The sequence below is a fragment of the Methanoculleus nereidis genome, assembly GCF_032944295.1.
Taxonomy (GTDB): domain Archaea; phylum Halobacteriota; class Methanomicrobia; order Methanomicrobiales; family Methanoculleaceae; genus Methanoculleus; species Methanoculleus nereidis.
Map to the genome: position 1 here is coordinate 1 of NZ_JABFFQ010000002.1, position 19,308 is coordinate 19,308.

26 protein-coding genes and 2 tRNA genes are annotated in these 19,308 nt (G+C 58.8%); 25 read left to right on the plus strand and 3 right to left on the minus strand.

Annotated features, from left to right (window positions below):
- Nucleotides 1-188 precede the first annotated feature (188 nt).
- Genes HL657_RS04395 through HL657_RS04405 form a run of 3 tightly spaced genes read right to left on the minus strand, consistent with a single transcriptional unit; the run spans nt 189 to nt 1,599 of the window.
- On the minus strand, nt 189-563 hold the full coding sequence (locus tag HL657_RS04395) for a Zn-ribbon domain-containing protein (protein ID WP_317295621.1): 375 nt from the start codon (nt 561-563) through the stop codon (nt 189-191).
- A gap of 20 nt (nt 564-583) precedes the next feature.
- Nucleotides 584-952: a DUF2073 domain-containing protein gene (locus HL657_RS04400; protein WP_317295622.1), complete on the minus strand. Its 369-nt coding sequence runs from the start codon at nt 950-952 to the stop codon at nt 584-586.
- 5 nt (nt 953-957) lie between these two features.
- Complete coding sequence (locus HL657_RS04405) at nt 958-1,599, minus strand: Era-like GTP-binding protein (protein WP_317295623.1); 642 nt, start codon at nt 1,597-1,599, stop codon at nt 958-960.
- 211 nt (nt 1,600-1,810) lie between these two features.
- Here HL657_RS04405 and HL657_RS04410 point away from each other — a divergent pair, with 211 nt between their 5' ends.
- From HL657_RS04410 to HL657_RS04530, 25 genes are all read left to right on the plus strand, one after another.
- Complete coding sequence (locus HL657_RS04410; protein ID WP_317295624.1) at nt 1,811-2,374, plus strand: CBS domain-containing protein; 564 nt, start codon at nt 1,811-1,813, stop codon at nt 2,372-2,374.
- Nucleotides 2,371-3,126 carry a CBS domain-containing protein gene (locus HL657_RS04415; protein WP_317295625.1) on the plus strand — a complete coding sequence of 252 codons (756 nt, stop codon included), beginning with the start codon at nt 2,371-2,373 and terminating at the stop codon, nt 3,124-3,126. Before HL657_RS04410 ends, HL657_RS04415 begins: the two co-directional genes overlap by 4 nt.
- Nucleotides 3,127-3,162: 36 nt before the next feature.
- Nucleotides 3,163-4,110: a CBS domain-containing protein gene (locus HL657_RS04420; RefSeq protein WP_317295626.1), complete on the plus strand. Its 948-nt coding sequence runs from the start codon at nt 3,163-3,165 to the stop codon at nt 4,108-4,110.
- A gap of 6 nt (nt 4,111-4,116) precedes the next feature.
- Nucleotides 4,117-4,956, plus strand: a complete 840-nt coding sequence (locus HL657_RS04425; protein ID WP_317295627.1) for a CBS domain-containing protein — start codon at nt 4,117-4,119, stop codon at nt 4,954-4,956.
- A complete protein-coding gene (locus tag HL657_RS04430) occupies nt 4,953-5,735 on the plus strand; it encodes a CBS domain-containing protein (protein ID WP_317295628.1) in 783 nt (260 codons plus the stop codon). The genes HL657_RS04425 and HL657_RS04430 overlap by 4 nt, the downstream gene beginning before the upstream one ends.
- Nucleotides 5,736-6,527: 792 nt before the next feature.
- Complete coding sequence (locus HL657_RS04435; RefSeq protein ID WP_317295629.1) at nt 6,528-7,493, plus strand: deoxyhypusine synthase; 966 nt, start codon at nt 6,528-6,530, stop codon at nt 7,491-7,493.
- 114 nt (nt 7,494-7,607) lie between these two features.
- A tRNA-Ser gene (locus HL657_RS04440) sits at nt 7,608-7,692 on the plus strand.
- Between the two features lie 34 nt (nt 7,693-7,726).
- Complete coding sequence (locus tag HL657_RS04445) at nt 7,727-8,176, plus strand: 30S ribosomal protein S13 (RefSeq protein ID WP_317295630.1); 450 nt, start codon at nt 7,727-7,729, stop codon at nt 8,174-8,176.
- Between the two features lie 11 nt (nt 8,177-8,187).
- A complete protein-coding gene (locus HL657_RS04450; RefSeq protein ID WP_317295631.1) occupies nt 8,188-8,736 on the plus strand; it encodes a 30S ribosomal protein S4 in 549 nt (182 codons plus the stop codon).
- A 4-nt stretch (nt 8,737-8,740) separates the two neighbouring features.
- Entirely contained in the window at nt 8,741-9,130 is a 390-nt protein-coding gene (locus tag HL657_RS04455; RefSeq protein ID WP_317295632.1) for a 30S ribosomal protein S11, read from the plus strand.
- Nucleotides 9,130-9,960, plus strand: a complete 831-nt coding sequence (locus tag HL657_RS04460; protein ID WP_317295633.1) for a DNA-directed RNA polymerase subunit D — start codon at nt 9,130-9,132, stop codon at nt 9,958-9,960. Before HL657_RS04455 ends, HL657_RS04460 begins: the two co-directional genes overlap by 1 nt.
- The gene (locus tag HL657_RS04465; RefSeq protein WP_317295634.1) at nt 9,957-10,325 is read left to right on the plus strand and encodes a 50S ribosomal protein L18e; all 369 of its coding nucleotides are present in this window, start codon (nt 9,957-9,959) and stop codon (nt 10,323-10,325) included. The genes HL657_RS04460 and HL657_RS04465 overlap by 4 nt, the downstream gene beginning before the upstream one ends.
- A gap of 5 nt (nt 10,326-10,330) precedes the next feature.
- A complete protein-coding gene (locus HL657_RS04470; protein ID WP_317295635.1) occupies nt 10,331-10,753 on the plus strand; it encodes a 50S ribosomal protein L13 in 423 nt (140 codons plus the stop codon).
- Between the two features lie 14 nt (nt 10,754-10,767).
- A complete protein-coding gene (locus HL657_RS04475) occupies nt 10,768-11,169 on the plus strand; it encodes a 30S ribosomal protein S9 (protein WP_317295636.1) in 402 nt (133 codons plus the stop codon).
- Nucleotides 11,170-11,202: 33 nt separating this feature from the next.
- Nucleotides 11,203-11,391: a DNA-directed RNA polymerase subunit N gene (locus HL657_RS04480; protein WP_214020726.1), complete on the plus strand. Its 189-nt coding sequence runs from the start codon at nt 11,203-11,205 to the stop codon at nt 11,389-11,391.
- Nucleotides 11,392-11,465: transfer RNA gene (locus tag HL657_RS04485), tRNA-Pro, on the plus strand.
- A gap of 30 nt (nt 11,466-11,495) precedes the next feature.
- On the plus strand, nt 11,496-11,663 hold the full coding sequence (locus tag HL657_RS04490; protein WP_292392146.1) for a DNA-directed RNA polymerase subunit K: 168 nt from the start codon (nt 11,496-11,498) through the stop codon (nt 11,661-11,663).
- Between the two features lie 7 nt (nt 11,664-11,670).
- The gene (gene eno / locus HL657_RS04495; protein WP_317295637.1) at nt 11,671-12,858 is read left to right on the plus strand and encodes a phosphopyruvate hydratase; all 1,188 of its coding nucleotides are present in this window, start codon (nt 11,671-11,673) and stop codon (nt 12,856-12,858) included.
- Between the two features lies 1 nt (nt 12,859).
- Nucleotides 12,860-13,468 carry a 30S ribosomal protein S2 gene (rpsB, locus tag HL657_RS04500; RefSeq protein ID WP_317295638.1) on the plus strand — a complete coding sequence of 203 codons (609 nt, stop codon included), beginning with the start codon at nt 12,860-12,862 and terminating at the stop codon, nt 13,466-13,468.
- A 27-nt stretch (nt 13,469-13,495) separates the two neighbouring features.
- Complete coding sequence (gene amrB / locus HL657_RS04505) at nt 13,496-14,284, plus strand: AmmeMemoRadiSam system protein B (RefSeq protein WP_317295639.1); 789 nt, start codon at nt 13,496-13,498, stop codon at nt 14,282-14,284.
- Between the two features lies 1 nt (nt 14,285).
- Nucleotides 14,286-15,155, plus strand: coding sequence for a mevalonate kinase (mvk, locus tag HL657_RS04510; protein WP_317295640.1), 870 nt, complete (start codon nt 14,286-14,288; stop codon nt 15,153-15,155).
- On the plus strand, nt 15,148-15,909 hold the full coding sequence (locus HL657_RS04515) for an isopentenyl phosphate kinase (protein WP_317295641.1): 762 nt from the start codon (nt 15,148-15,150) through the stop codon (nt 15,907-15,909). The genes mvk and HL657_RS04515 overlap by 8 nt, the downstream gene beginning before the upstream one ends.
- The gene (fni, locus tag HL657_RS04520) at nt 15,906-16,958 is read left to right on the plus strand and encodes a type 2 isopentenyl-diphosphate Delta-isomerase (protein WP_317295642.1); all 1,053 of its coding nucleotides are present in this window, start codon (nt 15,906-15,908) and stop codon (nt 16,956-16,958) included. The genes HL657_RS04515 and fni overlap by 4 nt, the downstream gene beginning before the upstream one ends.
- A gap of 32 nt (nt 16,959-16,990) precedes the next feature.
- A complete protein-coding gene (locus tag HL657_RS04525) occupies nt 16,991-18,328 on the plus strand; it encodes an RNase J family beta-CASP ribonuclease (RefSeq protein WP_317295643.1) in 1,338 nt (445 codons plus the stop codon).
- Between the two features lie 10 nt (nt 18,329-18,338).
- Nucleotides 18,339-19,304 carry a polyprenyl synthetase family protein gene (locus HL657_RS04530; RefSeq protein WP_317295644.1) on the plus strand — a complete coding sequence of 322 codons (966 nt, stop codon included), beginning with the start codon at nt 18,339-18,341 and terminating at the stop codon, nt 19,302-19,304.
- The last annotated feature ends 4 nt before the right edge of the window (nt 19,305-19,308 follow it).

Here is a 19,308-nt window from a genome sequence, read left to right on the forward strand (position 1 = left end):
ATATACTCCAGTCGCGATTGTCAGGGTACGGGCGTCCCCAACGTTCGGTTCTTGGCATGGAGGGACGGAAGGGACGTCCGGCATCTTTTCTGTGTGGGTCGAAGAACCAGAGTTATGCAACACAGCAGTTGGGGATACAGCGCGAGAGGGGATTCGCTCCCCCGGCGCTCAATAGAGTGAACGGCGCATCACTTCTTCTTCTTGGCCATGGAGAGTATATCTACTACGTATTTTCCTTCCTTTTCCAGTCCCACGACGACCTCGTCCGATCGGGCCAACTTCTCGATATTCAGCTCGTACGAACCGGGACTGAGGATACGTATGCTCTCAATCCGCTCGAAGACCTCGATCTCCTCATTTCGTCGATCCGGCTTGACCTCAAGCACATCTTCGCCCGTATCCCGGGCAATCTCGTCGATGGTCTTCTCCTTCAGCACGTCGTCGTGCCGTTCGGCCTCACGGATGTAGAGAAACTTCTTCCCACCGCAGCTCGGGCATCCTTTCAGTATTACTGTCGAACCGTCCTCGAACTCCCTGCCACATTGCGTACACTTGTGAGGCATGTATCACCCGTAATATCCGTTCATCTCGACGAGGAGACCCATGCGCTGATAAGATCTTTCTCCTTCTTGAGCGTCTTGAGCTGGTTTGCAGGCCCGATCACGGTCAGGCGGGTCTCGGTGCGCTTCCCCCCGAAGAGTCTCCCCAGAAACCCGCTCTGAGAATCTTTGACGGGGTAGGTCTCCATCTCGATCCCGGAAAATCCATCCGGCGCGATCTCCCGCATCGTGATCTCAATGAGTTTGCTCTGCTCGTCCGGCGCGAGACCCTTCTCCAGGACAACGATATTTCCTTCCATGACGTCGTCGAGGATCAGGCGGATCTTCTCCATTGCAGTGAGCCGATCCAGGCGTTCCGCCGAGATAAGGTCTATCTGTACACCCTGTATCATCTCAATCACTCGAAATATGACGTCATATTCTCGTACAGTTCTTCCACGTTGATCCCTTCAAGGCTGGATATGGCAATCACAGGGTGTTGAGGAAACGCGCTCTTGATCCGCGCAGGAGACGCATCGGGAAGATCGTTCTTGTTTGCGACGATAAGAACCGGAAGCTTCCGGCTCTCGATGATCCCGACCAGCATGATATTCACCTGCTGGAACGGGTCCTGCGTGGCATCAAGCATGTAGATGACGCCGTCGATGTCCTCACGGAGCCAGTGCATCGCCTCGGCCACGCCCTCGGTCGCCTCCCGTGCCCGCTTGACGGCTTCCTCCTTCTCGATGCCGTACTCGACGAACTCATTATAGTCAATCTTTGTCGTCACACCCGGCGTATCGACGATGTCGATGGTTATTGAGTTGCCGTTCTGGCCCGTGATGGTGATGTCCTCCTTGCGCCGCACCCGGCGGGTTTCATGGGGCACCTCGCTGACCGGCCCGACCGCATCACCAACCCAATCACGCACAATCCTGTTTGCAAGCGTCGTCTTGCCGGCATTGGGAGGGCCGTATATCCCGATACGGCAGGTCCGCTTCTTAAAGAGTGCCCTCAAGAACCCCGAGATCTTTTTTTTCGTACGAACTAAGAACGTCATTAAGTTCCCTCAGGTAGGTCTATTTTCCCTATACTTAAGTGAGTTGTGGCACTCACAAATAAATATAATTATATGTTCCGTCCGGCGCATTCTCTCTATTTTGGGGACAAACCGCAATCCCGAGGTGAGAGAATTCTTTTATACTGTTAAAACCTAGATAGACTTGCACCTGGAGAATTGGCTCAAATAGCGCCCAGATCAGGAGAATCCCATGATGAATAATAGCGATGCCATCCGTTTTGAGACACGCATACCAGTCCGGGAGGTCATGCAGAGCCATCCAACGACCATCGATGTAGGGGAGACCGTCGCCCGAGCGGCGCAGACCATGTGCCGCGACGGAGTCGGCAGTTGCATTGTGCTGCAAAATAACCTGCCCACCGGGATCGTCACGGAGGAGGATATCAACTGCAAGGTTGTGGCAAAGGACTCAAAACCAAGCAGCGTTGCCGTCAGTGAGATCATGAGCACACCGCTGATCACGATCAGTGCCGAAAAACTGGTCGGGGATGCCGCAGCAATGATGGTAAAGCACCGTGTCCGCAGGCTTCCCGTCGTCGAGGATCAGATGGTCATTGGTATCGTGACGGTCAGGGATATCCTCACCGTCGCGGCCGAAGTGAATGAGCTGCTGGCGGACCTTATCGAGATTAACCGCGAGGAAGAGTACGCTCTAGGGGTCTGTGACCGGTGCGGGAATATGTCCGATGACCTCTCGCGGGTCGACAACCTTATGCTCTGCCCCGCCTGTCGGGAGGAGGAACAGTTGCTATGAAGGTGGCCTCAAACCTGATGGTGGAAATTCCCACCCTGCGCTACGACGAGTACGTCACGAAAGCACGGAGCGTGCTTCGGGAAGACGTCTTTCGTGAACTCTACGTTGTGGACGAAAAAAATCGCCTGATGGGCTATCTCGACATATCCGACGTTCTGCGGGTTATGGATACCAAGTCAAACGTCACCATCAAAGGATTTATCAGGGAGGCTGCCCAGGTCGCCCCGAGTACGCCCCTTGCTGAGGTCGGCCTCGCTATAATGAACGCCCGTACCAACAGCGCTGCGGTTGTCAATGAAGACGGCACCTACCAGGGAGGGGTGCTCTTCTCCGAACTCTTCCCCGTCCTGATCTCCCGTCGTAACATCCCCGGCAGAGTCGATGACGCCATGTCGCGGGAACCCGTCACCTGCGCACCGGATGACCCCATACACCGCATCTACAGCCTGATCGTTGCGAGCGGCTTTACCGCGTTCCCTGTGGTGCAGAAGAAGGAGACCATCGGCATCGTCTCCCGCCGGGATCTCCTGCGCGCCGGAAATTTCCGCATATCGGTAAAGAATCAGGCAGATACTACCGTAGAGCGGGTGATGACGACACCCGTAATCTCGGTGACGCCTGATGACTCTCTGGCAACGGCGAGTCGGCTGATGGTCGACCATGACATCAGCATCCTTCCGGTCATCGACGAGAGAAAGAGGCTCGTCGGCGTTATCGACCGCCATGACGCCCTCGCTGGCCGCACGCCGTGAGGATGTCTTCGGATACTATTTCAGAGGAGTGAGACCATGCAACCAAATTCCAATAACTCAGATAAGAAACCGGCCGACAGACTCCTGAAGATGCCGGGCAAACGTGATCGCGGACCGATCGACTTCAAGACGAGAATCGCAGAATATGAAGGCGAGATAATGGCGATCGCCACGAGGGACGTTGTCACGGCACAGCGGACCACGACGATCATGCAGGCGGTCGAGATCATGACCCGGGCAGGGTTCCGCAGGCTGCCGATCGTCGACGCGGGAACGCACCACCTCCGGGGGATCGTGACCGTCAGCGATATCATCAACTTCATGGGCGGCGGCGACAAGTTCAACCTCGTGCAGGTGAAACACGGGGGGAACTTCCTCGCGGCCATCAACGAGGAACTCCGCGAGATCATGACCCCTCACCTGGTTACCATGCCCATCACCGGGAGCATCGGCGATGCGATCGATATCATCATCAACAAAAATGTTGGTGGGATTCCCATCACCGACGCCGAAGGAGGGCTGAAGGGTATTGTGACCGAGCGCGACGTAATGAAGGTGCTCACCACCGAGCACTCGGGCCGCAGGGCAGAGGATATCATGAAATCGTCAGTGCGCGTCACCAGTCCCGACACACCGATCGGCAACGTCTGTCGGGAGATGGTGAAGTGCAGGTTCAGGCGGCTTCCAGTGGTTGTCGACGATGTACTCTGCGGCATCGTTACCGCAACCGACATCATGAGTTATCTTGGGAAAGGCAAAGCCTTCGAGCAACTGACGACCGGAGACTCCGCTGAGGTTATGGGAGCGCCGGTACGGTCACTCCTCTCCGGGGAACTGCACACCACCACGCCAGACCGGAACATCCACGACGTCGCCCTCGAGATGATCCGGCGGCGTGTCGGGGCGTTCCCTGTTATAGAGGATTCACGCCTTGTTGGACTGGTAACAGAATACGATCTTGTAAAGGCATTTGCTGAGGAGTGAAGGAGCATGCGTGCGATTGATGTGATGTCCGCGCCGGTGTACGTCGTTGCACCGGCCGACAACGTCGCTTATGCGCGAAACCTGATGCTCAAACATCGTGTGTCGAGACTCCCGGTCATGGAAGGCGATGATCTTCGGGGCATCCTTACCAAGAAGGATATCGCCTACCGGCTCAGGCAGACGGAACCGATCTGGCGGCGGCGCCCAATCGACCGGATCCCGGTCAGTATCCTGATGGCGCCGGACCCGATCACCGTAAAACCGGAGACCAACATCCGCGATATTGCAGCCATAATGCTTGATCGGGATATCTCCGGGCTGCCCGTGATCAATGACGGGAAGATGACCGGCATCGTCACCAAACTGGATGTTATGCGTTCGACCCGCGTACGGGGGCTTTCTGCCCGGGTCGGCGATATTATGGAAGATGCGGCTACGGTCAACCGGTACCACTCGCTGGACCACGTCATCGACACAATAAAAGGAAAAAACGATAAACTTATTGTCGTTAACGACAATGGAAGCCTTGCCGGCATCATTACGGAGAGTAACCTCGCATTTTATGAGTATCAGGACGAGCGGATGAACCTGCCCAGGAAAGACGTTACCCACCTTCGGAAAGAGGAGCCGGCAGGGCAGAAACGCTTCAGATACGTTGTCGAGGTATCGGCAGTTGCAGAGGACATCATGAGCCGCCCGGTCATCACCGTCACCCCCGATGCATCCCTCCAGGATGCCGTCGGGCTGATGCTGGAGCACCAGATCAACAGCCTCGTGGTCGTGGAGGATGGAGATATCCGGGGTATGCTCAAGAGAGATGATATTATCAAGGAAGTGGCAAAATGAGCGACAGATTTCAGGTACTCGTCAAAGATGTGATGGCAAAACCGATCACTATCGCGAAGTCCGCCTTTGTCAGCGAAGCGCTCGAAAAGATGCTCGGTGAGGGCGTCGATCCCCTTATCGTGACCAACAACGGCACGGTCATCGGCACGACATCCCGGGCGGCGATCGCCGAGACGCTCGGGAGCAGAAAGACCCAGGCGCTGAAGGCCACATCCATCCATGTCGCGAACACGGTCGAGGAGAACTTCACCTCCGCGTACCCGGACCAGAGCATCGACATCCTGGTGCCGCTGCTCCAGCACTACAAGCTGGTCGTGGTCTTCGATGCCGAGCACCGCCTCATCGGGCAGGTGACGGCAGGGGATCTCCTGAAGGTGCTCCGGCCGGCAGGCGGCATCCTGGAGGTCATGGAACCGGCACACACCATCCAGGGCGAGGAGCGGGCCGTCCATCTCCGCCGCAGAATGCTTGACGGCGAAATCGACCGGTTCATCGTCGAGGACGGCGATAGGATCCTCGGTATCGTCACGGAGACCGACGTCGCAAAGGCGCTCCATGCGTTCAAGGATCTCGTGGAAGAAACTCACCAGGACTACCGGATCAGGAACCTCCTCGTGCGCGACATCATGACCGCGCCCCTGATCTCGATGGACGCGGATACGGATGTCTCCGACGTCATCGACCTGATGCTCAAAAAGAACATCAGCTCCGTCCCGGTCAGGCAGAGCGGCAAGATAGCGGGCGTCGTGACCCGGAACTCACTCGTCCAGGCCCTGTGAAAGGGCCGGATAATACTAACTCTTTTTGCGGGCGGCGGGGGCTGGCGCTCCGGAGCTTAAATCTCAGAGTGTAGACTTGCGGGAACTCATTGAGGGGCGACTCATTGGATGTCCTTCAGACCATCGCTCGCAGGAGCATGGGTGCTCAAGATCTAGATCTGAGAATTGTTGCCCCCACCCCGCCCGGCCTTCGGCCTCCTCCTCCGCACCTTCGGTGCTCATGCTCCGGCTCTACGACCCGCCGCACCCCGCCCCATGGGGCGGGGGCAGTCACGGCGATATTCCCACGGTCCACTGCACCGGGACTTTTCCCTCGCTTTTTTCGCGCTTTCTTTGTCGCCACTCGCATCTGGCAGTCTTTGTGCTCCTGCCTTTCGACCCGTCATATCCCCCGTGCCATTCTTCGGAGCATCACTTACCCAATGCACGGATTTCAAGGGGGTATCGCCATTGGGGGAGGGGCTGACGGGGAGTGCGATGCTCCGAAGGAGCGGAGCTCGAGCACCCAAAGGGTGCGGAGTGCGAGCGTAGCGAGCTTGAGCACCGTTAGGTGCGAGGGGGGCTTGCCCCCCTCTCCTGTCTCCAAAGGGTACCGTTGCTGCTCCAGCGAACTGTGCTTACTTTTTCGCTGAGCACCTACCCCTCCGCATCCCCACAATATGATAACACCAAAGCCTCCATCCGCCCCGCTCGCAGCCTCTCGTTGCTCAAACTTCCACCCCTCAGGGAAGGTCGTCCCCCCGGTGCCAATTATTAATACGCCATAGCCAGAAACGGATACCAGGATTTTCCATGAAACCTACGCAGCCAGTCAAACCAAACAGCGATATAACGGCCCTCTTAGAGTCCATGAGCAAGACCGGCTTTCAGGGGCGAAAGCTCGGGGAGTCGCTTGGGGTCTGGACCAGGATGGTCAACGATCCCGACTGCACGATATTCATGGGACTGTCGGGCGCGATGATCCCGGCAGGCATGCAGAACGTGCTCATCGAACTCGTCAGGCACCGTTACGTCGACGTCATCGTCTCGACGGGCGCGAACATCTTCCACGACACCTGCGAACACCTCGGCGTCCGGCACTACCTCGGCCACCACCACGCAGACGACGAGGCGCTCTTTGCGGAGGGGATCGACCGCATCTACGACGTCTTCGCCTACGAAGAGGAATTCCGGAGCATAGATGCGGAGATTGCTCGGTTCGCCGACGAGATAGCACCGTTTCGGGGTTCGTCGCGGGAGTTCATCCGGCGTCTCGGAGAGTGGCTCCGCGAGCAGAAGCCGGAAGGGCGGTCGCTCGTCGCCACCTGCGCCGAGTATGGTGTCCCGATCTTCATCCCCGCTCTCTGCGATTCGTCCATCGGGATTGGCCTCGTCATGGCCCGTCGCCGCGGGGTCAAGGTCGACATCGACCAGCTCGCCGATACCGACGAGATCACCCGTATGGTCGAGAACGCGAAGAAGACCGGCGTCATCTACGTCGGTGGCGGCGTGCCGAAGAACTTTATCCAGCAAACACAGGTCATCGCGTCGATCCACGACCAGAACCTCGGCGGGCACGCCTACGCCATCCAGTACACCACCGACGCCCCCCACTGGGGGGGGCTTTCCGGGTGCACGTTTGAAGAAGCGATCAGCTGGGGCAAGGAGGCGCTCGAGTCGCCGCGGGTCCAGTGCTTCTGCGACGCCACGATCGCACTCCCCATCATCGCCTCAGGGCTGATCGGGAGCGGAGTCGAGCGGGCTCGCAGGTCTCCCTGATCACCACAATTATTATTAATCAACGGAGCCAAAATAAATAGGCACAAGTCATAGAATGCTGTGTCTGGAGCAACACATCGCGTGTTGCGAGTGTCGAAAGATGCGAAGTTCTATGTTGAGGTAGCCAAGCCTGGTATGGCGCAGGTTTGCTAAACCTGTGTCCCCCTGGGACTCGAGGGTTCAAATCCCTCCCTCAGCGCTTTCACCGACAACGTCGATGATGAGGCGATCACATGGATGAAGAAGAGATAAAGTACTTTGTTCGAATCAGGAACACTGATCTCGACGGCACCAAGGCAGTGCACATCGCACTGACGGGGATCAAGGGCATTGGTCCGCACACGTCGCGCACCATCACCGCCCTTGCCGCCGTGGATCCGCATGCCGTGCTCGGCAAGCTGGACGACGAATCCGTCGGGCGGATCGCAAACGCCGTCGACACCTACACCGAACAGGTGCCCGACTGGATGGTAAACCGCCCAAAAGACGTCTACACCGGAGAGATCCGCCACCTCCTCGGCAACGATCTTACCATGATGAATGATGACGACGTCAACCGCATGAGAAAGATGCGCAGCTACCGCGGCATCAGGCACGAGACCGGACAGAAGGTCCGCGGTCAGCGCACCAAGTCTACCGGAAGAACGGGCACGACTGTCGGTGTCAAGAGAAAGAAGAACTGAGCGGTGATTGAATGGTATATCCTGGAAAAAACCACAAGCAATACGCGACACCCAAGCGCCGGTTCGAGAAGACCAGACTTGAGGACGAAAAGCGGCTCATCATCGATTACGGGCTCCGAAACAAGCGTGAACTCTGGAAAGCCCAGAGCGTGCTGCGGAAATACCGCGCTGCCGCCCGTGAACTGGTAGCACTCCGCTCAGGTGGACTCAGCACCGAGGACTACCAGAAGAAGAGAGACCAACTTATCAACCACCTGCACCGCTACGGTCTCGTCGGCGAGAACGCCGACGTCGGTGATGTTCTTGCGCTGAAAGTCGAGCAGCAACTCGACCGCCGCCTCCAGACACTGGTCCTCAGGAAGGGGTTCGCACGCTCCCCAAAACAGGCTCGCCAGTTCATCACCCACGGCCACATCGCGATCTCCAGTCGCCGCGTGACCGTGCCGAGCTACCGGGTCGCGAGAGCCGAAGAGCAGGAGATCTCCTACTACGGCCCATCCCCGTTCACGAACGACGTTCACCCTGAGAGAAGCCGCATCGCCCGCACAGGAATGAGGTAATATTATGGCAGAAGAGAAATGGGGCATTGCACACATCTTTGCCTCCTTTAACAACACCATTATCACCGTCACCGATCTCTCCGGAGCGGAGACAGTCACCAAGAGCAGCGGCGGCATGGTCGTGAAGCAGGACAGGAACGAGAGCTCTCCCTACGCAGCCATGCAGATGGCAATCCAGGTCGCACAGAACGCACGCGACAAGGGAATCACCGGCGTCCACGTGAAGGTCCGTGCACCCGGCCGCGGCAAACAGCGGAGCCCGGGGCCCGGCGCTCAGGCAGCGATCCGTGCCCTCGCCCGTGCGGGGATGAGGATCGGCCGCATCGAAGATGTCACCCCGGTGCCCCATGACGGCATCCGCGGTAAAGGCGGCCGGAGAGGAAGGAGAGTGTAATGGAGATAGCGTTTTCTCGACTGGATGAGAGAGTCGCCAAATTCACCCTTAGCGGCGTTTCCACATCGTTCGCCAACACGTTCCGGCGGGCGATGATCAGCGAAGTGCCGACGCTCGCCATCGAAGATATCCGTATCTACGATAACACAAGTGTTCTCTTCGATGAGATGCTGGCACACCGGCTGGGGCTCATACCTCTCCGGACCGACCTGAAGCGTTACAAGCCGCGCAGCGAGTGCTCCTGCGAAGGCGTCGGATGCCCTATCTGCACCGCCACCTATACGCTCTCCGTTGAGGGGCCCAGGACCGTCTACTCGAACGATCTGATCCCTCAGGATCCCGACGCTGCACCGGCGGAGGAGAAAATCCCCATCATCGATCTTGCGCGGGACCAGAAGGTCGTACTCGAAGCATACGCCATCGTCGGCACCGGAAAAGAGCATGCCAAGTGGCAGGCGACGACCGCCTGCGGCTATAAGAATTACCCCGAGATTATCATCGATGAGCGGTGCGATGGGTGCGGCATGTGCGTCGACGAATGTCCAAGGGGCGTGCTCGAAGCAGAACAGGGGAAAGTTCGGGTCATCGAGGGACGGCAGGAATTCTGTTCTCTCTGCAGGCTCTGCGAACGGGCATGCCTTGCCGGCGGCATCGGAGCCGAAGCAGCCATCCATATTGATGCCGCTCCGAACAGGTTCATCTTCGTGGTGGAAGGCGACGGCTCAATGCCCGTCCGGGAGATCATCGAGAGAGCGCTACAGTATATCCAGAAATCATCAGACGACCTGGCAGACGTGATGAACGAGATAACGGGAGAGGGGACTGAATGAAGAAGACAACCGAGACTAAATCGAACCCCCGGCTGACCGCCCTCATCGTGACGCTCAAAGACGCGTCACGCTTACATGAGGCGAACATCTGGCGCGAGATTGCAAAGAGGCTGGATGCACCCCGGAAGAATTACGCTGAGGTGAATCTCAGCAAGATCGACCGGTACGCGAACGAAGGCGAGACAATCCTGGTGCCGGGCAAGGTGCTCGGCAGCGGCGCGCTCCGCCTGCCGGTGAAGATTGCCGCCCTGGACTTCTCCGAGGCAGCAGTGAGCAAGATCACCGGTGCCAACGGAACGTGCATGACCATCGAGGACCTCGTTCGGGACAACCCGAAGGGGAGCAGGGTACGGATCCTCAGGTGAGACGAATGGTTACAGTTATCGACGCAGACGGACTACGGCTCGGAAGAATGGCTAGCATCGTCGCGCAGCGTGCGCTTGCCGGCGAGGAGATCGCCATCGTGAACGCGGAAAAAGCAATCGTCTCCGGAAACCGGGCGCACGTGCTCGCGAACTACACCACAAAGCGCGAGCGGGGGTCTCGTGAGGGAGGTCCGTTCTTCCCGCGCAGGCCCGATCATATCGTCAAGCGCACCATACGGGGCATGCTGCCATACAAGCGCGAGCGCGGTATCGCCGCATTCAAGCGGATCAAGACCTATGTCGGCGTTCCAGTAGAGCTCGCCGGGATGGAAACCGAAACGCTGGAGAGCGCTCACATCGACCGGCTGAGCAGCCCAAGGTATATAACGATCGGGGCGATAAGCACCAACCTCGGAGCAAAATATTAAAGTAGGGTGATGGAATGGCAAAGATCATCAATACAAGCGGTAAGAGAAAGACGGCAATCGCCCGGGCGACCCTGAAACCCGGCAACGGCCGGGTTCGCATCAACTCCGTACCCCTGGAGATCTACGGGAACGAGTTGACTCGTATGAAGATCGCCGAGCCGCTGCTGCTGGCTCCGAACGCGCTCGACGGTGTCGATGCGGCGATCGATGTTTCCGGCGGCGGTACGATGGGGCAGGCCGAGGCAGTCCGGACGGCGCTTGCACGCGGCATCGTGGAGTGGCACAACGACCCGCAGATTAAGGACGCTTTCCTCGCGTATGACCGTACTCTGCTCGTAAATGACTCGCGGCAGAAAGAAGCCAAGAAACCGCACGGCTCCGGCGCACGGGCAAAGTTCCAGAAGTCCTACCGGTGAGGAAAGAGATATAAGGGATGCAGGACCATTATTATGATACCCGTACGATGTTTTACATGCGGTAAAGTCATCTCTACAGCCTGGAAGGAGTTCGAGGAGCGGCGGGATGCGGGCGAGGATCCAAAACGGATCCTCGACGATCTCGGCCTGGAGCGATATTGCTGCAGGCGGATGCTGTTGACGCACAAGGTAGTAGTGGAGGACCTGAATCCGTACCAATGAGGGGTCGTGGGGTAGCCTGGCCATCCTATGGCGTTCGGGATGCTGTGACCTGAGTTCAAATCTCAGCGACCCCATTTTATCACTAATGATTTTGAGGCTACACGATGGAATCGTATACCCGATATGAACGAGCGCGGATTATAGGGGCTCGTGCTCTTCAGATATCGATGGGTGCACCGGTTTTGGTCAAAACGCCAAAAACAGAGCCGCTCGAGATCGCACTTGAAGAGTACGATCGAGACGTGATCCCTATAACGGTGAAGAGAAAGTAGTGATCTGATGACGACCATCGAACAGATTACCTTAAGAACAATCCTCGATAGCCGTGGAAACGAGACCGTCGAGGCCGAAATCCACACGAGTTGCGGCTTTGGGCGGGCTTGCGCCCCGAGCGGTGCCAGCACCGGAACCTATGAAGCGAAGGTACGGCCGCCGCGTGAAGCTGTCGAGGACGCGCAGAAAAACCTGATTCCATCGCTTATCGGTGAAGACACCCGCGATCAGATCACATTCGACGCATTACTCAGAGAGAACGACGGAACACCCGACTTCAGTTCAATCGGCGCAAACGTCGCCGTAGCACTCTCGCTTGCGTGTGCAAAGGCGGCTGCATCGTCTCTTGACCTTGAACTCTTCCGCTACCTTGGCGGTGCATTTGCCAGCGAGACGCCCCTGCCGCTCGGCAACGTCATCGGCGGAGGCGCGCATGCCCCGAATGCCACATCCATTCAGGAGTTCCTGGTGGTCCCCACCGGGGCCTCCGGCGCAACGGAGGGTGTCTTCGTCAATGCTGCCGTTCACGGCGCGGTGAAGAAGATCCTGCAGAAGCAGGGCAGACTCTCCGGAAAGGGGGATGAAGGCGCGTGGGCTCCTGCCATAACCGACATCGAAGCGTTCGAGATCATCACTGAGGCAATCAACACTGTCTCCGATGAGATGAACGTCGAGGTCCGGATGGGCATCGACGTGGCGGCAAGCGAACTCTGGGACGGCGAGCGTTACCGCTACAAGGATGCGGCGCGGACCAGGGAAGAGCAGATCGCCTACATGGCGGATCTCGTCGACCGCTACAACCTCATCTACATCGAGGACCCTCTCTTCGAGGAAGACTTCGATGCATTCGCCGACCTGACCGAACAGGTCGGGGACCGCTGCCTGATCTGCGGAGACGACCTCTTTGTGACCAACGTCGAACGTATCACGAAAGGCACCGAGACATGCGCAGCAAACTGCGTCCTGATCAAACCGAACCAGATCGGAACGCTCACCGACACCTTCGAGGCGATACACCTCGCCCAGGAGAGCGGAATGGAGACCGTCATGAGCCACCGGTCCGGAGAGACCACCGACGCGACGATCGCGCACCTTGCAACCGCATTCGGGTGCATCTTCCTCAAGACCGGCGTGGTCGGCGGAGAACGGATAGCCAAACTGAACGAACTGATTCGCATAGAGGAGCTGATCTAACTTGACAGGAAACGAACTTGGAATAGAATTGAAAGAGCCACTAATACCCGTTGAGGAGTATCTCGCGGCAGGTGTGCACATCGGCACCCAGCAGAAGAGCAAGGACATGATGAAGTTCATCTACCGCGTCCGCGGGGATGGGCTGTATATCCTGGACATTCAGGCAACCGACGAGCGGGTTAAGGTCGCTGCGCAGTTCCTTTCGCAGTTTGAACCCGCGAAGATCCTGGTTGTCACCTCCCGGCAGTATGGTCAGTACCCGGCGAAGAAGTTCGCCGACGCTATCGGCGGCATGGCCGTCATCGGCCGGTTCATCCCCGGGATGCTCACCAACCAGCGCCTGAACAAGTACATCGAGCCCGACGTGATCGTGGTGACCGACCCCATCGGTGACTCCCAGGCGATCACCGAGGCAGTCCAGGCCGGTATCCCGATCGTCGCACTCTGCGACACCAACAACATGACGAAGTACGTCGATGTGGTCATCCCAACGAACAACAAGGGCAGAAAAGCACTCTCGGTGATCTACTACCTCCTGACAAAGGAACTGCTCCGCCTGCGCGGTGTGGCCACATCACTCACTCCCGAAGACTTTGAGACAGAGTTATAAGATCCAAAGCACAAGAGCTCAACCTTGATGGATATGCGCCCATGCAGTGTAGCGGGAATGTTCTATCCTGCCGAGCCCAGGCATCTGGAGCAACTGCTGGAAACATTCTTCCGAAACAAGGCTCCGGGCATCACAGCCCGGGGTGTCGTCTCTCCCCATGCAGGCTACGTCTACTCGGGGGAGACCGGAGCCTGTGCTTTCTCTACCATACCACCTGATTTTGACGGCACATTCGTCGTCATCGGTCCGAGCCACCGGGGATACATGACCAGTGCCTCTGCCGTCCCGTGGGCGACGCCTCTTGGAATCGTAGACGTCGATACAGGATTTGTCGACGCACTGGATATCGAGGTCGATGAGGTATCGCACCGGAGCGAGCACTCGATCGAGGTGCAGATGCCGTTCATCAAATACCGGTTCCCGAGAGCACGGGTTGCGCCCGTTCTTATGGGAGACCAGAGTTATGAGGCGGCAGTGAGCCTCGCAGAGCACCTGCTTCAGGCGATCGAGCACACGGGACGAAACGTGCGGATTGTCGCCTCGAGCGATTTCTCTCACTACGTCCCGGACGAGGTGGCCCGCCGGCATGACCTCACTGTAATCGATGCACTCAAAACCCTGGACGTGCCGGAGTTTTATCACCGACTCCGGGAGACCGGCGCCACGGTCTGTGGCTACGGCCCAATCGCCGCCATGTGCATCACATGCCAATCGCTCGGTGCAGAGAGAGGGGAACTCCTGCGGTATACGACCAGCGGCGACGTGACGGAGGATTACAATCAGGTTGTGGGGTATGCGGCGATAGCGGTGGTGTAATTTGGCAACGTGGAGCGCGCCGGGCAAGATATTCCTGTTCGGCGAGCATGCAGTGGTCTATGGTAAGCCGGGAGTCGCGATGGCGATCAAACCTCGCGTCTTTGTCACGGTGAGGAAATCCCGCAACCCGACACGTCCTAAATCACCCTACATCGACGAGTGTTTCAAATTGATGGGGGTCCGGGGCAGCGTATACGTCCACTCACAATTGCAGAGTTCATCCGGGCTCGGATCGTCAGCCGCGGTGACGGTGGCCACGCTTTCTGCAATCAACGACGAGTTCCGTCTCGGGCACACCCGCGAGTATATCGCCGAAGCTGCGTTTGCCATCGAAAAGAAGGTCCAGAAAGGGAGGGCAAGCCCCACCGACACCTACGTCTCGGCAAACGGGGGGATGGTGCTCATCACAGGGGGCTCCAAGCGGAGACTTCCTCCCGAGAACCTGCAGATCGTGGTGGGGAATACCCTGGTGCCGCACAGCACCGCGAAGATGGTGGAACTGGTCGGGAATCTGCGACGAAAGCAGCCGGGTGTCGCAAACCCGATACTCGACGCTATCGGGGCGGTGACGCTTGCCGCCCTCCATAACATCAGCAACCCGAAGGAACTCGGGCAGTATATGGACATAAACCACGCCCTCCTGGAGGCGCTCGGCGTGGGGCATCCGGTCAGCAGCAAACTCGTCCTCGCGGCGAGGGCGAGCGGCGCATACGGCGCGAAGATCACGGGAGCAGGAGGCGGCGGGTGCATCATTGCCCTCTGCCCCCGCCGTGCAAAGAGCCGGGTTGCCGGGGCCATTGAGGCCTGCGAGGGAAAAGCAATTATCACAACGATCGATACAGACGGCGCGAGAAAAGAGAAGCATGACTGAGACCGTGGTACTGAAACTGGGAGGGAGCGTGATCACCGACAAGTCGGGAGAATGCGCTATCGATCACGCTCGCCTGCACGAGGTTGCGGAAGAGCTTGGCGCACACCGAGAGACCGCGCTCGTGCTTGTCCACGGTGCAGGGTCATGCGGGCACCCGGAGGCCCGGCGCTACCGCATCAACGACGGTCTCACCAGGGAGAATGTTCCCGGCGTTTATGAGACACACGCGGCCGTCTCAAGCCTGAACACCGCGGTCGTCGATGCCCTGCGGGACGCGGGGGTCGAGGCGATCGGCATCCACCCGCTCGATCTCGCGCTCGCACAAGACGGACGTCTGGTCTCGTTCGAGACCCGCCACATCGCCGAAATGACAGAACACAGGATCGTCCCCGTGCTGCACGGCGACGTGGTGATGGACCGTCTCCGGGGCTCCTGCATAGTCTCGGGCGACCAGCTCGTGACCCGTCTTGCCGCCGCTCTCGCGAGCCGGCGCGTGGGCCTTGCAACCGACGTGCCCGGGGTGCTGCAGAACGGCCAGGTCATCCCGCGTATCGACCGGAGCACGGCAGAATCACTCGATGTTGGCGGATCGGGAAACACCGATGTGACCGGAGGCATGCAGGGCAAGATTGCAGAACTCCTGGCGCTGGCCGATGGAGGCATCGATTCGCACATCTTCCATGTCTCAAAGATTGGCCGGTTCCTGGACGGCACCGGGCATGGCGGAACGATAATCGGAAGGGGTATGCCATGACGAACGAGACCGCCACATCCTCACGGAAACGGGATCATCTGGTCATCTGTTGTGAGCAGCCTGTCGAGGCCGGCGATGCCGGGTTTAACGATGTGCGGCTGGTCCATAACGCTCTTCCCGAGTGCAACATGGATGCAATCGAGACGAAAACACGGTTCCTCGGTAGAGCACTCGGCTCCCCTCTCTTCATTGCAGCGATGACCGGAGGACACCCGGACACCCTCGAGGTGAACCGGCGGCTGGCACGTGCCGCCGAACGGTATAACCTCGGCATGGGTGTCGGTTCTCAGCGAGCGGCATTGGAAAAGCCCGAACTGGAGGAGAGTTTCACCGTCGTGCGGGAGGAAGCGCCGCGTGCCTTCCTCTGTGCAAACCTCGGAATCATCCAGCTCCGCGACCACGGCATCGAGTGGGCGGAACGGGCTGTCGAGATGATCGATGCACAGGCGATCGCCATCCACATCAATTCGCTCCAGGAAGCGATTCAGCCGGAGGGCGATCATAACACAGAGGGGTGCCTCGAAGCGCTCAGGTACCTCTGTGAAGAGTTCTCCTACCCGGTCATCGTGAAGGAGACAGGTTCCGGCATATCCGCCGGGACGGCAAGGGTTATCCGGGGAGCAGGAGCGAGCGCTATCGATATCGGCGGCTACGGGGGCACATCATGGGCAAAGATCGAACGCCTGCGGGCGAACGACTCCAGGCTCGCCGATCTCGGGGAAGCGTTCCTCTCCTGGGGCATACCGACGGTGGTAAGCCTCTGTGAGGTCCGGACGGCGGGAGGCCCGATCATCGCGACGGGCGGACTCCGAACGGGTGTCGATATCGCGAAATCAATTGCCCTCGGGGCGGACCTCGGGGGCATGGCGCTCCCTCTCTTAAAACCGGCCATGGAGAGCGATGATGCTCTCTCTGCGGCCATCGAGGCGATGCACCGCGAACTTCGCGTGGCGATGTTCCTGACGGGATCCCGGTCGACACGGGATCTCCGGCACGCACGGACGTATATAACCGGCCTGACCCGGCAAATGCTTAGAAACAGCGACTAATCACGAAACAAACATCCCAACAAGGAGGCTACATGGATATTGAGATCATAGCAGTGGGCGGATATAACGAAGTCGGCAGAAATATGACTGCCGTCCGCTGCGGAAAGGAAATCGTCATCTTTGATATGGGCCTACGCCTCGACCAGGTGATGATCCATGAGGATGCTGATATCGAGAATATGCATTCTCTGGACCTGATCGAGATGAAGGCCATTCCTGATGACACCATCATGAATGCGGTAGAAGGGAGTGTCAAGGCGATCGTCTGTTCGCACGGGCACCTGGACCACATCGGTGCGATACCGAAACTGGCGCACCGCTACAACGCCCCGATCATCAGCACGCCCTATACCTCAGAACTGATCAGGCAACAGATTGCAGGCGAACAGAAGTTCGGGGTGAACAATAAACTCTTCGCCCTGAAAGCCGGACAGCGCTACACCATCTCCCCGCACCTCACGCTCGAGTTCGTGCGTGCCCAGCACTCGATCATCGACACGGTCTTTCCGGTCCTGCACACACCGCGGGGCGCGGTCGTTTATGCGAACGACTTCAAACTGGACCGGACGCCGGTGCTCGGGGAGCCGCCGGACTTCGCCCGGTTGCGCCAGATCGGGAAGGAGGGCGTCATCGCTCTCATCACGGAGAGCGTCAACATTGCCGATAAGGGACGCTGCCCGAGCGAGAAGATCGCACGGGACCTGGTTCGGGACACCATCACGAGTTACGAGGACGACAAAAGCGCTCTCTTCGTCTCGACGTTCTCGTCGCACATCTCCCGCGTCAAGACCATCGCCGAATGCGCCCACGAGATCGGCAGGAAACCGGTCCTGCTCGGGCGGTCGATGGAGCGCTACAGTTCGGCGGCAGAACAGCTGAAACTGGTCGGGTTCCCCGAATCGCTCTCGATGTTCGGCAACCGCCGGACCGTTGATAGGACGCTCAGGCGGATCATGAAGACCGGGAAGGACAAGTTCCTCCCGATCGTCACCGGCCACCAGGGGGAGACGGGCGCCATCCTGACGAGGATCGTGATGGGAGATACCCCCTACAAACTGGAGAAGGGCGACAAGATCCTCTTCTCGGCAAAGGTGATCCCGAACCCGATGAACTACGGGCAGCGCTACCTGGTCGAAGCTCGCGCCAAAATGGCGGGCGTGCGGATCTTCGACGAGCTGCACGTCTCGGGTCACGCCTACCGGGAGGACCACTACGAGTTCCTCCATCTCTTAAACCCCCAGCACGTCATCCCGTCGCACGGCGATATCGGGATGACCGGAGGCTATGCGAAGTTCGCGGAGGAGATCGGGTATACGCTTGGAAACGACCTCCACGTCATGAGGAACGGCAAGAGCCTCCTGATAAAGTAGGAGATAGTGCATGACGACGCTAGAAGACTACCTGGAGAAGAATGCTGACCGGATCGACAAAGTTATTCACCGCTACTTCGGAGACGTCCACGGCGACCTTTTCCGGGCGAGCGCCCACCTGCTGCTTGCGGGCGGCAAACGCCTCCGCCCGGCGGTCGTCATACTCGCTGCAGATGCGGTGAGGAAAGGAAGCTCGGACGACCTGATCCCGGCGGCGCTCTCGCTTGAACTGACCCACAACTTCACCCTCATCCACGACGATATCATGGACGGCGACGCCGCCCGGCGCGGTGTCCCAACGGTGCATACGGTCTGGGATGAGCCGACGGCGATCCTTGCAGGGGACGTCCTGTACGCGAAGGCGTTCGAGTTCATCTGCCTCTCGGATGCCTCCGAAACCGCCAAGATCCGCGCGGTGAAGATGCTCGCCCGGACATGCACCGAGATCTGCGAGGGGCAGAGCATGGATATGGCGTTCGAGAAGCGCCACGACGTCCTGGAGATGGAATACCTGGAGATGGTCAGCAAGAAGACCGGGGTGCTCTACGGCGCGTCTGCCGCCATCGGCGGGATCCTTGCGGGTGCGAACCCGGTCCAGGCCGATGCCCTCTACCAGTTCGGGGTGAACAGCGGTGTTGCCTTCCAGATTCAGGACGATCTCATCGATCTCCTTGCAAGTTCTGAGGCGAGCGGCAAGGACCGCGCTTCGGACATCCGGGAAGGGAAGCAGACCCTGATCGCCATCCGGGCACGCGAGAGGGGGATCGATCTCGCTCCGTACCGGAGGGCACTTACCGGTGCCGAGATCGACGATCTCATCGCCCGGCTGCAGGACGAGGGCATCGTCGAAGAGGTGCGTGCCGTTGCCGTCGAGCGGGCCACCATCGCAAAGCAGGCGCTTTCGGTCCTCCCCGACTCGGAGGAGAAGCGGCTTCTTGCGGAGATCGCCGATTTCTTCATCGCCCGAGGCAACTGATACC